The organism is Streptomyces sp. 142MFCol3.1 (assembly GCF_000424945.1).
Classification (GTDB): Bacteria; Actinomycetota; Actinomycetes; order Streptomycetales; family Streptomycetaceae; genus Streptomyces; species Streptomyces siamensis.
The window spans coordinates 52,264-66,832 of record NZ_AUKV01000033.1 but is presented as its reverse complement, the minus strand read 5'-3'; the positions used below and the strand labels follow the sequence as shown (position 1 = coordinate 66,832).

The following is a 14,569-nucleotide window of genomic DNA, read 5'->3' as shown; positions in this document are numbered from 1 at the left end:
TGCGTTGGCTCCCGACGGATCCAACGCGACGCTTGGCATCGCCGCGGAGCGGAGCCAGGACGCGCGCACACTGCTGCAGGGGGCTGGGAGGACGGACTATTACCTGCTCAACTTCCAGTTGACGCTTTGCAGCAGCAGTCTCCTCACGTGCCGTCGCAAGTGCGGCCAGAACCTCGTCACGCTGATTGGTCCGGGACAGCCAACCAACGCAGCAAGCATGAAGAACGCGACAAAACTTGTCGCGCCTCCGAGCGTGAAGCCAAGTGCGCGCCCCTCGGAGATGGAGTCCGGAAATACGGGGAATAGAAGGAGAGCTCCGCCAAGGGAATAAAGAAAGATTGACGGCAACTGAAGGGCATACTGTCGACCGACTCGATCCGGACTCGATGACCAAATCTGCAGCTCGACGCCAGCGACCATCAGGATGAACGTAATGCTCAGCTGTTGAGTATTCATTCAGCACCTGCCCTCCGCAGCAACCAGCTTATGAGATCCATTCTTCAGAATGGACCGAGCGCTGAGTCACCCGGGCCACGAACCTCACATCAAACCCTTCGCACGACAGATTCTCACCACTCAGCGTCCCGTGATCCTCTGGAAACGACGCTTGAGATTCGCCAACTCTCTCTTCATTTCCTCACTGGCTCCGGCCGCGACCACGCTTTGCGAGTGGATTCCGAGCCAGTCGTCCTGAAGACGCTCCATCAGCTCGTCATCGAGAGTCCGGAGGGAACTTCCATCCGGAGCTAGAACCCGGAGGGCGTAACGCAGGAATGCATCCCAGGTGACTAGGTTATTTGGATTTGCCTCGCTAGCACCTTCAAAAGCGTCGATCGCACGGTCATAATAATGCTCCACGTCTCTCCCGGAGCCGTATGCAGCTTTGACCAGGAGAACTGTTCCGAGTGTAGTGAGGCTGTACGAGTCTCGGACAATATTTACTGCACGGAGCACGAACGACTCCGCCTTTGCCAGCACCTCCGGTTTTGATCTGCCCACATGTCGGTTCAGGATGGCCCGCTGCTCCCAATAGCGTGCGCTCCAATCGCCAAATGTCGGGGACAGTGATTCGTACCACTGATCGAGGTCTTCATTCGGAAATACACTTGACACGTTCTTATAGGCCATGAAGGAACCCACGAGCAGCGATGTTGCATTCCGCTCCCGCTGGCTAGTCCTGCCCAAGCGCGGGGCGACGCGCTGCATGGCCGCACCTATTGTCGCGAGCGCCTCTCGACTGCCAAGTCGCGCTACGCAGGCTTCGAGTGCCATCCAACGCTGTCTGGGCTTGATCCAGATACCGTCTGTTTTCAACACCGAAGAAAGTGGATGGCCATCGCGAATCAGTCGAACGAGAGCATCACTCTCCATGCCCACCATTCGAGCTGCATCGGAGGCGTGGAACCTGCGATCGAAGCGCGATGCAAGAGCAGCAAGCAAGAGAACAGAAATGTGGTTCGGGTCAGTGATAGCGCCAACCAGCTCACTCACCCTCCGGCCAAATCCTGGAGCGTTCTCCAGCTCGGCCATCGAATCGAACAACTCACGCCCGCGGAAATGAGCCAGGCGACGGTAGTCCTTCTTCTCGGACTCAAGGATTCCCAGTCGCCCAATGGACTGAAGCTTATCAACCAGCCGTGCAGCATCGGTTTTCGTCAGGTGATTATTGATGGTCGTCATGCGGTTGCGGGCCAGGTATACCTCGTCGATTCGCCCGAGCACGTTCGCGGTCCGATCCACCTGATCGACGGCAACACAGATAATCTGGAGATCGGCGCTTCGCGCCAGGCTCAACAAAGACGCGACGTCGTCGGCAATGTCTGCGACGGAATCAAACAGCAGCGCGACCGCCTTCCCGCCGGCGGCAAACTGGACAATGGCATCGATGTCGGGGCGCTCGTCTCCAACATAGAGGTAAGTCCGCCACGAAAGGGTCCTCAGCGCCTTCCCAATAGCAAGCAGCCCAGTGGTGCGGCCGGTCAAGCGTTTCCCCACATAGACCATGGCCGTGTTCGTACGGATGCTTCGACCGATCTGTTGACAGTCAGCTGAAGCTTGCCTAATCCAGTCAAGATCCGCATTAAATCCATTCTGAATATCGCCCCATTCAGGCTCGTCACCCCCAATGAAATCGTGATCCTGAGATGACTTCCGAGGGGTGTCGAGTCTCAATTCCCTGAACTGCCGCCCCACCCGGAATGTAATCTCTTCGCGACTACTCGGGGCCTCCTTCAGATTCATGCCCGTAAGCTCCGGCCAGGCATCCGCAAACTCCTCGGCAGTCATCCGCACGGGCACGAGATTCCACTTACGGAGATCCCTCTCAACGGCTTCCGAGATACTCGGGCTTACGTAAAAGCTGGGGGCTTCATGAGATGGCGTCCTATTGGCGATCACTGCTTCAATGTCCGGCTCGTCCCGCAGCCTAGCTCCGATGATCACAAAAGGAAGGAGCCCATAAGTGTCGCGGAAATTGAGCGGCCAGGCTGCACTAGCCATCGAGCTGCCCGAGTATTCACTCAAGGAGAATACCAGGCGGCGCCTCTCCATGTCGCGATCGACACATCCGTGCAAATGCACGACGGACAGGTGGCGACTCTGGCGAAACTCGTCATCCCAGTTCACGGTAACCAGAGGGCGCGACTCATCAGATCGTACACGCGCATATGCCTGCTCGAAGACATCATCAATATTGAGGGTCCAAACCGTCGACCACGGGGTCCTGGCATAGACGTCCATCCAGTCCGGCGGACTGACCTCCCAAAAGGTACTCCTAAGCCAGTCGTAGACCTCATTCTCTCCTGCGTCTTCAACCGAACGGGCATAGATTCGCCACAGCAGGTCACCTTCCTCAATCGGCACATTGAATCGCTCAGCCAATAGCGTTGCCAATTCAGGGCCCGTCGGCAGCCCAGAGCCATTCCTAGAAACTGCGTCACGACTTGCTCCGGCACCCAGCAGTAGGTGGTAGTCCCCGTTATGGACAGCCCGCCTAAGGGCTTTCTTCTGATCGTCCGTGAGTTCAATCGCCATCAGTACTCAGCCTCTCCGCTAATCCTTTTGCTCGTCTTCTTCTTGCAAATGCCAGGATCAAACGATCGACACGGAGCTTCTACCGCTCCTCTAACAGTTACTGCGGGCCTCGGTATGAGGTGACGGAGAAAGTGAGCGCGTTACGCCGCCGTCCAGCCCTGAATGGACACATCCATCCCACCGCTCAGGTAGTGGCGGAGGGCGCTGGCCGTGGTGTCGACGAAGGCATCGGGGATGGCGTCGGCGTCGACCCAGCAGACCTGGGCGTGCTTGCGAGGTTCGCGGTTCTCGGGTTCGCCGGTCCAGTCGTGGGCTGCGAAGACGACCGTGAGGAAGCCGTTGGGGGCTTCGACGCCCCAGGCGCCGTGGATGATGTGGGCGACCTTGAGGGATTCGGGCTTCACGGTGAGGCCCGACTCCTCGTAGAGCTCACGCACTGCAGTTTCGGTGATGGACTCGCCCGGCTCGCTCTTGCCGACGGGAAGGTCCCACAGGCCCTGGGCGAACTTCGCGTTCTCGCTGCGTTGGAGAAGGACCACGCGGTTGGTGGCCTTGTCGTGGACGATGACGGCCGCGACCAGCAGGGTCATCGATTCGAGCGCCGGCCTGAGGGCCTTCGGCTGGTCGTCGGTCTGCTGGGTCACGGTGTTCCCTTCGTCGGGCGGGTTGTTGGGCATGTTAGGCGAGGGCCTCGCGGGAGCGGCGGGCGAGATCGGCGGCACCGGGAACGCGGCGGCGCTGGTAAATCACAAGCGTGGAGCGGATTGAGGTGATTGCCTTGCGGGTCCGGTCGGAGGTCATGCCCTCCATGAGGACCAGGGCCTGGGTCCAGGCGGCGACCGCTTCGTCTGCCCGGCCTGGGCGGCGAGGCTGTCGCCGAGGTCGGCGTGGGTGAGGGCGTGGACGCGCTTGTACTTCTGGGGGTCCCAGCGGGTGAGGGCGTCGCGGTGCTGCTGCTCGGTGCCGATGTGGTCGGCGAGGTCGGTCAGGGTGCGGGCGGTGTGGCTGGCCACGGTGCCGGCGGCGGGGCCGCTCACGCGGGAGTAGCTGGGCTGGGGGTCGTCATCGCGGAGGAGGGCGTCCTCGGCGGCGAGCAGGGCGCGTGCGGCCGACGGGTGTTCGTCGGTGGCGGCGTAGGCGCGGGCATGGGTGATGTGGAGGAGAGCCTCGGTCTGGCCGTCGACGTGGCCGAGACCTGTGCGGAGGGCGCCTTCGACGAGGTCGACGCAGTGGTGGTGCTGCTTGAGGCTGAGGGCCTGGTGGGCGAGGGCGCGCATCATCCAGGCGGCGTGGCCGTGGGGGTCGGCTTCGCAGGCGAGCTTGTAGCCGACCTGGTAGTAGCGCTGGGCGACGCCTTCCTGGCCGAGGTCGTGGTGCTTCCACCCTGGGAGGTAGGCGAGTTCGGCGACGGCGCCGAAGGCGGCCCGGCGTAAGGCTTCGCTGGGGAAGCGTCCGCGCAGCATGGGGGCGGCTGTGTCGGCGAGGTACGCGGTGACGGTGGTCAGGCCGTGTCCGCCGCCGAGGCGCTCGTCGGCGGCGCTGAAGGCCGCGGTGATCTGGCGTACGACGTCCACGTCCTCCGCCCCGACCAGGGACGTGCCGCTGCGGGCACGGAGCATGCGGGCGGTGGCTTCGTGGTCGTATCCGAGCGGCATGGCGACGCCGGCGGTGGTGAAGGCCGCGATGGCGAGGAAGCGGCGGCGCTCGACATCGGCGCGGCCCAGGTCGGTGGCGGCGAGGACAGGGTCGGATTCCGCCGGCACTTCGTCATCGCTGGCCTGGAGGCTGATCTCGGTCTGGGTGACCGTGCGCCCCGCTCGGCGGGACAGTGCCTCGGCCAGGTACTGGCCCACCCGGCCGGACGGGGCACGGGTGCCGTTCACCCAGTGCGAGATGGCCGACTTCTTGGTCTGGAGGGTCTCGCCGTTCTCGGCGGCGATACGCCGCACGTCTCGGGCGAGGCCCTCGTAGCTGCAGCCAGCCGCGTTGATGACGTCGCGCAGACGGGAATTGGGGTCTCTCTGCGCCGCCACGATCCCCTCCGCCCTGGAGCTGTAAACCGCGTATACCGCTTCAACTGCCTTCCACCGTACCCACTCAGCGTGACCACCGGTTCACTTATCAGCAGCCGCCCGGAACGGCGCGACCGTGATCCAGGCTCCCCCTTGGTCCGGGCGGCACCTCGAAGTTCCGTACGCCCACACCAGGCTCGGGCATTCCTGTGCCCGGACCTGGCCGATCAGAGACGGAGACACGGTGACCACCATCGCCACCACGGCCATCACGGTCGAGCTGCCCGAGGCGTTCGACCCGCGCTGGAGTCGCCTGCCCGGCATCCAGGTCGACGACCGACGCATCACGATCGACCCGGCCGAGTACTTCTTCCGCTTCGAGTCGAGCACGTGGCTCGTCGCCGACTGGGAGCTGGTCAAGTCCCAGCTCCTGGAGGTGGACGAGACAACCGAGAGCGCGGTCGAGCAGCTCGCGCTTGACTTCATCAAGCAGCACAGTGAGTCCACGTCCGACGCGGCCCGCGTCGTGGCCACCGCGTACGGGGTGTACGCGTACCTCTTCCGCGAGGAGCACCTGGCCGGCCTCGGCCTGCCGCAGATCACCGCCGATCACCTGCGGATGCTCCGCGAGGCGGCCACGCTCATGGCGCTCAACAAGGTCGAGCTCGACGGGCACATCTCCATCGTCGGCCCGTGCTGGTTCTTCCCCGCCGCCACCTCCGTCGTCTTCGACCTGAATGACGAGATGGGCGGGATCCTCGACGAGGTCTACCACGGCGGCTGGTTCAACGAGCGCCGCCGGATCGAGTCCATCAAGGCCCACGCCGCGCTCGGCGGCCGGCTCGTGCACGGCTGCCAGTCCGTGCCGGACCAGTCCGGCGGCATGGTCGCGCCATACGGTGCCTCGATGGCGAACTTCCGTGACGACCTCGCCGCGTTCAAGGCGGGCTGGATCGAGCAGGTCTACGCCCACCGCGTGAACCCCGCCGCGTAACTCCCCCCGATCAGGCTCCGGGGCGGGCCGACACCCCTCGCCCGCCCGGGACGCCACCACCCCTCCCCGGAGCGCCCACGTGACCACGAATCCCAGCGCCGAACTCCTCGACAACCTGCTCACCGCTACCGGCCAGACCACCGCCGTACGGGAGGAGGTACGCGTGTGGTCCATGTCGGGCGTCGAGCGCGTGTCCTTCCCCGACGGCTCCACGGCCATCTTCAAGTACGCCAAGAAGCCCTTCGACAGCGAGGACCAGGCCCTCCGCCTGGCCCACACTCTCGGCGTACCCGTCCCCCAGGTCCACGCCTCCGCCGTCCTGGACGGTTGGCTCGGCATGCTCATGGAGGACCTCGGACCGTCCGTCCGCGAGGCCGACGACCTCGACGGCGTCGCCGCGGCGGTGGTCCTGCACGGCACCCGTACGGCTCCTCCCTTGTCCGTCCTCGACCAGGAGCGGCTGCGGACGCTGCCGGCCCGGGCACTGGAGCATCTCGAACGGCTGCGCAAGGCCGACCGGTGACAGGACGCCGACGACGTCGAGGACGCGCTCGACCGGATCGCCCAGGCCGCCGAGGCCCGCTCGGCCGAAGCGACGCTGGAACCGTTCGGCTGGGTGCACTCCGAGTTCCATCCCACCAGCCTCCACATCGGCGAGCGTGGCTGGCGGCTGCTCGACTTCGCCCGCGCCTTCACCGGCCCCGGTCTGCTCGACCTCGCCAGCTGGCACGGCACCATCGAGCCCCCGCACCCTGTGCGCCTGCGTGTCTTCCTGGAGCAGTACGTCACCGCCGGCGGCACCCCCGACGCCCTCGCGCCGCGCGGCGGGCTCGCCGCCGAGAACTGGGCCCTGGGCTGGCACCGCATCTGGGCCGTCGAGTGGTTCATGGAGCAGGCCATCCGTTGGATCAACGACCCGGTCATCGACCCCGCCTACATCAAGGCCGTCCGCCGCCACCTCACCGATGTCCTCCACCTCCTGGAGATCTGACGTGCTCGCCCAGGCATCCCCCTGGCACGCCCACGCCGTCCAGCGCACCGCCGCCGGACTCGCCGAGCCTCTGGCCGTACCCGCCCGGATGGAATGGACCACGAGACCCGGCCAAGGTCCCGGCGCCGACGTCCTCGGTCCCGACCTGCGCGGCAAACGGCTCCTGGAACTCGGCTGCGGCCCCGGCCACAACGCCGCCCACCTCGCCACCCGCCACGGCGCCCACGTCACTGGCGTCGACCTGGTCGGCCTCCAAGTCCGCCGCGCACGCTCCCACTACGGACGGCTGAACAACCTCACCTTCGTGGCTGGCCACGCGCTGCACTACCTGCACGCCTCTGACGAGCAGTTCGACGCGATCTACTCCGTCTTCGGGGCCGTCGGCCTCGTCGCCCCCGAGCTCCTCCTGCCGGCCATCGCTCAACACCTCACGCCCAGCCGGGTGCTCGTCTTCTCCGTCCCTCACCCTCAGCGCGGCGGCCGCAGCCCCTCGGGCGACGACCGGCCCCGCCGCGACCACGTCACCCTCCCCGACCGCACCCGCCTCCCCGTCGCCCGCTGGGAGTTCTCCACGGACCGGTGGCAGAAGCATCTCAACCAGGCGGGCTTCTGGCTCACCTCGGCCCAGGAGTTCCACGACCCCCGCATGGGCCACTGGCCCACCACCCTGCTGATCCGCGCTCGCAAACTCTGACTGCCGCCCTCGCCCCGGCCCCTGGAGGACCGATGTGCCCGCCCTACTTGCTCATCGACATCGACGGCGTCCTCATACCCTTCCCCGACGAGTACGGCTCGACCCCGGCCACCCACGCCCGCCACGACGTCGTCCCCGCCGGCCGCAGCGCCGACAACCCGGTCACAGTCTGGCTCAACCCCGACCACGGCCGCCTGCTCATGGACGTGATCCGCACCGGCCTGGTCACCCCCGTCTGGTGCACCAGCTGGCGCCAGGACGCCACCGCCCTCATCGGCCCGCTCCTCGACCTTCCGACCCTGCCGTACGTCGATCTCCCGCGTCCGCAGATCACCACCAGCCACCCCAACGGCTACCTGTGGAAGCGTGACCACGTCGACGCCTGGCTGGGCGACGCCCCCGCCGTCTGGATCGACGACGACTTCACCGACCTCGACCATGAATGGGCGGTGGAGCGCACTGTGAAGGGAACGGCGACCCTCCTCATTCAGCCCGACCCGCACCTCGGTCTACAGCCCGAGCACCTGACCGAGGTCACGAGGCGGGTTGCCCAGTTACGCGCAGCCCGCGCCGCCTGACGACTGATGCCCTCGCTGTCACGAGCAGCGAGGGCATCAGGGTGCGCAGCGAGGCCTGCACCAGGGCTACTGCCACAAGTCCGCTCCATCGCGCCCACTCGGGTCCATGGCCAAGAGATCTTCGTGCAGGCCCGAGAGGACTCGACCAGTCGGGGCGCCGTCTTCGGCTGACTCCATGACGAGCCAGCCGGCATCGATGCCCGATACGTTCAGATCACTCCCGGTGTCGAGCTCATCGAGCGTTGCGAACACTGCCTCATAGGCGACCGCTCGCGCCAGGCGAACGAGATCCTCCTTGTTCGCCCCAGCAGCAAGGAGCCGCTGGGCAACAGGAAGCTGATCGATGGCGTCCGGATCGGCCCAACCGCCGATCGGACCGCGCCACAGACTTCGCAGCAGCATGAACCGCGCGAGGTGTGGAAGGTCCTCACAGATCTCCGACTTGGCCCAGTCGCCGGCATCGGCTGCGCCGAGTGCTTCGAATCGGGCGCGCAGCGACTCCGCTGTCGCCCTTCCACGCGCGTCCAGACTGTTCAGCCAAGCCTGCCACTCGTTTGAGGATTCACTCACCGTGACAGCATGCCCCACGCGTATCTCGGCTGGAGATCCGCCAGCACTATCAGCAGCTTGGCAGCCCAAGCCGATCGCTACTCTGTTCGCATGATCGTGAACGGAGATCGCCAGTTCCCCGCCGCGCTCGCCGCTGCCATGGCGGTCAGGCTCGAGTGCATTGGCGAGGATGGTGTCGACTTCGAACCGTACGAGTCCTTTCTGTCTGCCGATGAGACCACCGACTGGTTCCGCGCGTGGACAGGCAACAGCGAGCTGAACGGTGACGACTTCCGCGTATTTGGCCAGGACGGCACCGGTGGGAACGCGGCGTTCTGGCTGGTTCGTCCACGTCGGGAGCTGGTAGAGCAGCCCGTTGTCTTTCTGGGCTCCGAAGGAGAGACGGGCGTTGTCGCTCGCGACCTGGGCGCCTTCCTGTGGCTGCTGGCTGACGGCTTCGGCCCGTGGGAAGCAGCCACCTCGTATGAGCCCGAGCCCGATTGGGCTCCACAGGTCAATCGCAACCTGACGGCCATCGCGGAGCAATTCGCTCCGGACCGCCGCGCGTCGGCAGCGGCAATCATCGCGCAGGCCACACGAGAGTTTCCCGACTTCGACGACACCATCATGAAGCTTTGCCGTTAAACCCGACCCGATGCCCCCGCCAGGACGCGTGGCGAGGGCATCTGACCGGTGTCAGCGGTGTCGACCGCGCTCTTCGGGCCTCGTGGCCACTGGTGTGGCCGGAGGGTGTGGCGTGGCGGGCATGGCCGATGGGCCAGAGCTGGGTCAGCAGCCCAACCACCACGCACGGGCTGGCCGCCAGCACCTCACGAAGCGTCTCCCTCAGGCTGGCATACCGAAGGGCACCGGACCGGCACGCCCTCCGGCATCACTACGCCAGCCTGCTGATCAAGCACGGCGAGTCCGTGAAGACGTCTCCGAGCGCCTTGGCCGCACCAACGCGGCCATGACGCTGAACATCTACACCCACCTGTGGCCCGACTCCGAGGAGCGGACCCGGGCCGCCGTCGACAAGGCGTACGCGGACCAGTCCGCCGATGCCCCAGCTACAAGTCGACGAAGCGGCGTAACCGCTCCCCCGCGCGCTGACCGAAGTCAGCACGCTTCGGACTCTGCGCGGACCGCAAAGGCCGCCCAACCCGCTCCGTCGCAGGTCAGACGGCCTTCGCCGGACGTACTAGACGTTGAAGCGGAATCCGTAGTACAGGGCTCCCACCTGCGGAAACGCGGGTTTTGCAGGGGTCATCCCAGCACCATCCCAGCACGGGCGTCTCATCCCAGTACCACGCAGGCCCGACGCCTCTCCTACGCCTACGCAGCTCGAGCGTCAGCGCTCGAGCTCGCCTCCTCCGCTGGCAGGAACGTCGCATCCAGGGGCGCGGGCCTCATGGCGCGCTGCAGTACCTCCCGGCAACGGTCCCACGCGCCGGGCAGCAGATGCCCATAGATGTCGACCGTCGTCTTGACCGAACGGTGCCCGAGCCAGCGCGAGACCTCATGGATCGGCACGCCGTTAGCCAGGGCCGTGGAGGCGAAGAAGTGCCGCAGGCTGCGGGGCGTGTACTTGGCACTGCCGTCCAGATCGACAAGGCCGGCCGAGAGGCATGCCTTCTTGAACTGGTAGCCGTAGGACGCAATTGACGGCATTACGCCAACGCCAGGCTGACGCGAGGCAAAGAAGGTCTCGAGCCGAATCCGTTTCCCCTTTTGCCCAGTGAAGACGACGGGCACCGGCTTCCACTTCAGGAGGTGCACGTCGATCTCCTGCTCAACGAACAGGGCGGTTGGGACGTCTCGGCACTCCTTCTCCAGCCGATGTTTGAGCGGCACGAAAGGTGTCTGGCAGTCCTCACGGTGCGCCTTGGCACTGACCTGCCATCGAATCCTGACGTAGCCAGGCCGCCTGCACTCGGTGGAGAACGCCAGGGCTTCGCTGGGGCGCTGGCCTGTTCCGGACTGAAGGTAGACGGTGAGGCGGAAGCGTGGCGCAATGTGCGCAGCGATCAGATCGACCTCGGCTGACGTCGGAACTTCGTCCTCGTCCACCGCCAGCGCATCCCTGCGGGAGATCCGGATGCCCCGGGCCGGGTTCTCCGTGATGCGCTTGTCCACGACGGCCGCCTCCATGATGGCGGCTACCATCACCATCCGGTCGTTCACCGTCGATGCAGCCAGCCCTGCACCGCCTCGGTAGATGTCCTTGACGAACTTCTCAAAGTCCCGGCGCGCCAGCCCAGCCAGGGGCTTACGACCAAGGTTCGGCACGAGATGGTTGCGAATGAACCCTTCGTAGTTGCAGCGAGTCGCCTCTCCGATGGCCCGTCGCTCCAACCACTCCTCAGCCCAGACCGACAAGGACACGGCGCCGCGCGCAGGATCGATGCAGACGCGGGCCTTCTTATCCTTCTCCACGACGGCAGCGAAAGCGTCCGCACCGTCCGAGCCGATCCTTCGTGGAAACGACTTCTCTCGCTGCCGCCCTCGCCTGCCGCCTGGCTCCCGATACCGCACGGTCCACGCGTGACCGCATCTTGAACGCATGCAGGGATAGTTCCAATCGCGGACATCCTGCTTGCACCTCTGAAAGACGCGCGCCACCCAACACTCCGATCTGCCAGACGTCTGTCCTTGAGATCGTCGCTATCACCTCACACATGGGCAAGACACTCGCCACTAATCCGCACTTTCCGGCGAACATATCTCATCGTCGCCAGATCGACGGCGCCAGTAAGCAGTCAGCCACATGAACCGGCGGGTCACATAGCCGGAGGTCAAACCCGAGGGTTGAAAGCGCCCGAAGATGCATTCACAGGGCCCACCACCAGTCAGTCGACGTCCAGCTGATCTGCACCTGACACTTCCTCAGTCCCGTCCGGAGCCTGGGCCGGCGTCGGATGTTGCGACGGCTTGGACGCGTCCCCCTCCAGCGCGTACGCGAGCGCGAGAGCAATCCGCTCAATCCAGTTCAGCGCGTCCGTGACATCAGCCTCGCCGATCGGGCGGCGCTGCTTGAGGTCACCGTCGATCAGATCCGCGTCGTGTGCGATCTGGTTTCGGCGGCGGAGCAGCAGGACGTACTGGCCGCGCAGCCGTTTTTCGTCGTATGAAGTGCGGTACTGGCTCCACCGGTTGACCCACTTCGCCGCCTCCCGCCACACCTTGACATCGGTGACGAGCGCCATCACCTTCGCGATGGCATCCGGGTTCTGCAGCGTCTGGCGAGCGATGTCCTGTCGCACCCGCTCCGCGACCACCTCGGCTGTAGTCGTCTCGCCCCGCTGCACCTGCTCCACGCAGTGCAGAGGCAACGGGTATTCACGGAGCTTACGCGGCATGTCCGGATCGTCCTTGGCAGCTTCTTCGGCGACCCGGCGCAACACCTCTTCCTGTACCCAGTGTTCGAGGGCGGCGATGGACTGCACCCAGGCTGCTCGGTAGAAGTCGGCGGTGTCGATGCCCTTGGGACTGAGCACCTCCAGCGCCTGCCCGGCTCGCACCATCTTGCGTGCGTACGACAAGTTCGTGACGAACGATTCGAACTGACGGGTCTGAGGGTGCGCGATGGCCATGCATACCTCTGTACGGCGCGTAGGGAGAACGAGAACTCCGGAACGTGGACTCCTGATGTTCCCTGTACTGCACAGAGGTCGGTCAAGCGGCTTTTCGAATCACGGTCAGGTTGTGGCTCGATCTGATCGGTTCAGCTCCGAATCCGGACCTTTACTCCCTTACAGCAGTCATCTGGAGCGCTCCGCGATACGTACGGGGTCGGCCGGCTCGCGTCGAGGCGTCGAGGCGTCGACTCAGCGTTCTGGGCGATCAGCCCAGAGGCCAGTCCACTACCGGAGCCGAGACGACGTAGGAGACTTCGCCGTCGACACTGTCCCAAAGGGGTGGCTGGGTTGGCCCAGGGATGTCCGCCGTGGTGGCTGTGGCGACTGCTCCATCATCGGACCAGTACATCGTAGGGACTTCGGCATCGCGACCTCTGATGGAACAGCCGACAGTAACTGCGCGGGAAGCCGAGGGCCGCAAGGCACTCGGCATTGCGGCCCTCCAGCGCGGCGACGCCAGCCTTCCGGCCATCGTCAGACCTCTTCTGCCTCCGGTACATCAACATCCGCGCCCAAGGACTTCGCGATGGCCGTGAACTCGGCCAGGGCAGACTGAAGATCGCGCACGATCTCCTCGGCGATGACCTCCGGCTCCAGGTCGCTGTCCGCGTCTTCCAGGGCCGGGTCCTTCATCCACGTGATGTCGAGGTTGACCTTGTCGCGCCCGATCAAGTCCTCGTACGCGTACTGCTTCCAGCAGCCGTTCTCGTCCTCGTCCTCGACGCGGGCGGTCAGCGGCTCGCCTGCCTTGTACCGGGCGACGAAGTCGTCCAGGTGGGCGCGGGTCAGCGGGCGCTGCTTCATGGTGAAGTGCTGGCCGGTGCGGAAGTCGTAGACCCAGGTGACGGTGGTGTGCGGTTTGCCGTCGGCACGCGGGGGCTTCTTGTCGAAGAACAGGACGTTGGCCTTGACGCCGCCCGCGTAGAAGATGCCGGTGGGTAGGCGCAGGATCGTGTGCAGGTCGAACTCGTCAAGGAGCTTGCGGCGGACCTTCTCGCCCGCGCCGCCCTCGAACAGGACGTTGTCCGGGAGGACGACAGCGGCCCGGCCGTTGACTGCCGTCAACGACATGATGTGCTGAAGAAAGTTGAGCTGCTTGTTGGTCGTGGTGGCCGTGAAGTCGTCACGGTCGTACTGGACGTCCTCCTTCTCCAGCTCGCCGTCCTGGCCGATCACAGTGATCGCGGACTTCCGGCCGAAGGGCGGGTTAGCGAGGACGAGGGAGGCGTGCCGTCCGCTCGGCTTCTCGGCGAGCGCGTCGCCGACGTCGATCAGGCTCGGGCCGTCACTCTTGCCGATGCCGTGCAGCAACATGTTCATGGCGGCGAGGCGGGCGGTGCCGGTGACCAGCTCGTTGCCCCAGATCTTGGACCCGCTGTCGTACGCCTTGCGGGCGTCGATATCCATGTCCTGGACGTGGTGCCGGGTGACGTACGCGTGGGCCGCGATCAGGAATCCGCCGGTGCCGCAGGCGGGGTCGGTGATGGTGTCGTCCGGGCCAGGGCGGGTCACGTCCACCATGGCGTCGATGAGCGCGCGTGGGGTGAAGTACTGGCCGGCGCCGGTCTTGGTGTCCGATGCGCCCTTGGCGAGCAGGCCCTCGTAGGCATCGCCCTTGAGGTCGGTGCCGGTGACCGTCCACTCCTCGCGGCCGATCAGCTCGACGACCAGCTTTTCGAGCAGGGCGGGCTTGGTGATCCGGTTCTGCGCGTCGGCGAAGATCGTGCCGATGGTGGTGTGGGGCTTACGGCCAAGGTGCTCCAGGATGGCGCGGTAGTGCGCTTCGAGCTCGGGACCACGCTTGCTGACGAGCGACTTCCAATTGTAGTCGGCGGGCACAAGGGCACTGAGGTCGCGACCGCCCCACTCGTCGTTCTCGATCTCGTCGACCATCTTCAAGAAGAGCAGGTACGAGAGCTGCTCAACGTACTCAATAGTCGACATGCCATTGTCACGGAGGACATTGCAGTAGTTCCAGAGCTTCGCGACCAGCGTATTGGTCTGCGCGGCAGCCTTCTTGGACTTCGGTGTCTCTGTGAGAGGGACGTTGTCGGAAGAGGGGATGACTGCGTCGTCATTA

Annotated in this window: 10 protein-coding genes and 2 pseudogenes; 5 read left to right on the top strand and 7 right to left on the bottom strand. The window is 65.2% G+C overall.

Annotated features, from left to right (window positions below; translation table 11 throughout):
- Window positions 1-576: 576 nt before the first annotated feature.
- The 3 genes and pseudogenes from H305_RS51480 to H305_RS48045 all read right to left on the bottom strand — a co-directional run bounded on the left by H305_RS51480 (window position 577) and on the right by H305_RS48045 (window position 5,066).
- Complete coding sequence (locus H305_RS51480) at window positions 577-3,033, bottom strand: SIR2 family protein (protein WP_078629411.1); 2,457 nt, start codon at window positions 3,031-3,033, stop codon at window positions 577-579.
- A gap of 140 nt (window positions 3,034-3,173) precedes the next feature.
- On the bottom strand, window positions 3,174-3,710 hold the full coding sequence (locus tag H305_RS0135745) for an NUDIX domain-containing protein (protein WP_028804672.1): 537 nt from the start codon (window positions 3,708-3,710) through the stop codon (window positions 3,174-3,176).
- A 1-nt stretch (window position 3,711) separates the two neighbouring features.
- A pseudogene (locus H305_RS48045) lies at window positions 3,712-5,066 on the bottom strand (tetratricopeptide repeat protein).
- Window positions 5,067-5,289: 223 nt separating this feature from the next.
- Between H305_RS48045 and H305_RS0135735 the strand changes: the two are divergent.
- From H305_RS0135735 to H305_RS0135720, 4 genes and pseudogenes are all read left to right on the top strand, one after another.
- Entirely contained in the window at window positions 5,290-6,039 is a 750-nt protein-coding gene (locus H305_RS0135735) for a hypothetical protein (protein WP_028804671.1), read from the top strand.
- A gap of 79 nt (window positions 6,040-6,118) precedes the next feature.
- A pseudogene (locus tag H305_RS48040) lies at window positions 6,119-7,030 on the top strand (phosphotransferase family protein).
- A 1-nt stretch (window position 7,031) separates the two neighbouring features.
- The gene (locus H305_RS0135725) at window positions 7,032-7,724 is read left to right on the top strand and encodes a class I SAM-dependent methyltransferase (protein WP_028804670.1); all 693 of its coding nucleotides are present in this window, start codon (window positions 7,032-7,034) and stop codon (window positions 7,722-7,724) included.
- A 32-nt stretch (window positions 7,725-7,756) separates the two neighbouring features.
- Window positions 7,757-8,302, top strand: a complete 546-nt coding sequence (locus H305_RS0135720) for an HAD domain-containing protein (RefSeq protein ID WP_028804669.1) — start codon at window positions 7,757-7,759, stop codon at window positions 8,300-8,302.
- Between the two features lie 66 nt (window positions 8,303-8,368).
- Here H305_RS0135720 and H305_RS0135715 read toward each other — a convergent pair whose 3' ends face one another.
- Window positions 8,369-8,872 (bottom strand): hypothetical protein, encoded by a 504-nt coding sequence (locus H305_RS0135715; protein WP_234021366.1) that lies wholly within the window; start codon window positions 8,870-8,872, stop codon window positions 8,369-8,371.
- 90 nt (window positions 8,873-8,962) lie between these two features.
- Between H305_RS0135715 and H305_RS0135710 the strand changes: the two genes are divergently transcribed.
- Complete coding sequence (locus tag H305_RS0135710) at window positions 8,963-9,496, top strand: hypothetical protein (RefSeq protein ID WP_028804667.1); 534 nt, start codon at window positions 8,963-8,965, stop codon at window positions 9,494-9,496.
- Window positions 9,497-10,186: 690 nt separating this feature from the next.
- On the opposite strand, the gene H305_RS49620 is transcribed toward H305_RS0135710, so the two are convergent.
- From H305_RS49620 to H305_RS0135695, 3 genes are all read right to left on the bottom strand, one after another.
- Complete coding sequence (locus H305_RS49620) at window positions 10,187-11,287, bottom strand: tyrosine-type recombinase/integrase (protein WP_234021365.1); 1,101 nt, start codon at window positions 11,285-11,287, stop codon at window positions 10,187-10,189.
- Window positions 11,288-11,700: 413 nt separating this feature from the next.
- Window positions 11,701-12,444, bottom strand: coding sequence for a hypothetical protein (locus H305_RS48030; protein ID WP_051371312.1), 744 nt, complete (start codon window positions 12,442-12,444; stop codon window positions 11,701-11,703).
- 519 nt (window positions 12,445-12,963) lie between these two features.
- A complete protein-coding gene (locus H305_RS0135695; protein ID WP_051371317.1) occupies window positions 12,964-14,553 on the bottom strand; it encodes an HsdM family class I SAM-dependent methyltransferase in 1,590 nt (529 codons plus the stop codon).
- Between the last annotated feature and the right edge of the window lie 16 nt (window positions 14,554-14,569).

What these genes read in the sequence shown, in the direction of transcription:
- H305_RS51480 (WP_078629411.1), bottom strand. Translation starts at nt 3,033, where the DNA reads ATGGCGATTGAACTCACGGACGATCAGAAGAAAGCCCTTAGGCGGGCT.
- H305_RS0135745 (WP_028804672.1), bottom strand. Translation starts at nt 3,710, where the DNA reads ATGCCCAACAACCCGCCCGACGAAGGGAACACCGTGACCCAGCAGACC.
- H305_RS0135720 (WP_028804669.1), top strand. Translation starts at nt 7,757, where the DNA reads ATGTGCCCGCCCTACTTGCTCATCGACATCGACGGCGTCCTCATACCC.
- H305_RS0135710 (WP_028804667.1), top strand. Translation starts at nt 8,963, where the DNA reads ATGATCGTGAACGGAGATCGCCAGTTCCCCGCCGCGCTCGCCGCTGCC.
- H305_RS48030 (WP_051371312.1), bottom strand. Translation starts at nt 12,444, where the DNA reads ATGGCCATCGCGCACCCTCAGACCCGTCAGTTCGAATCGTTCGTCACG.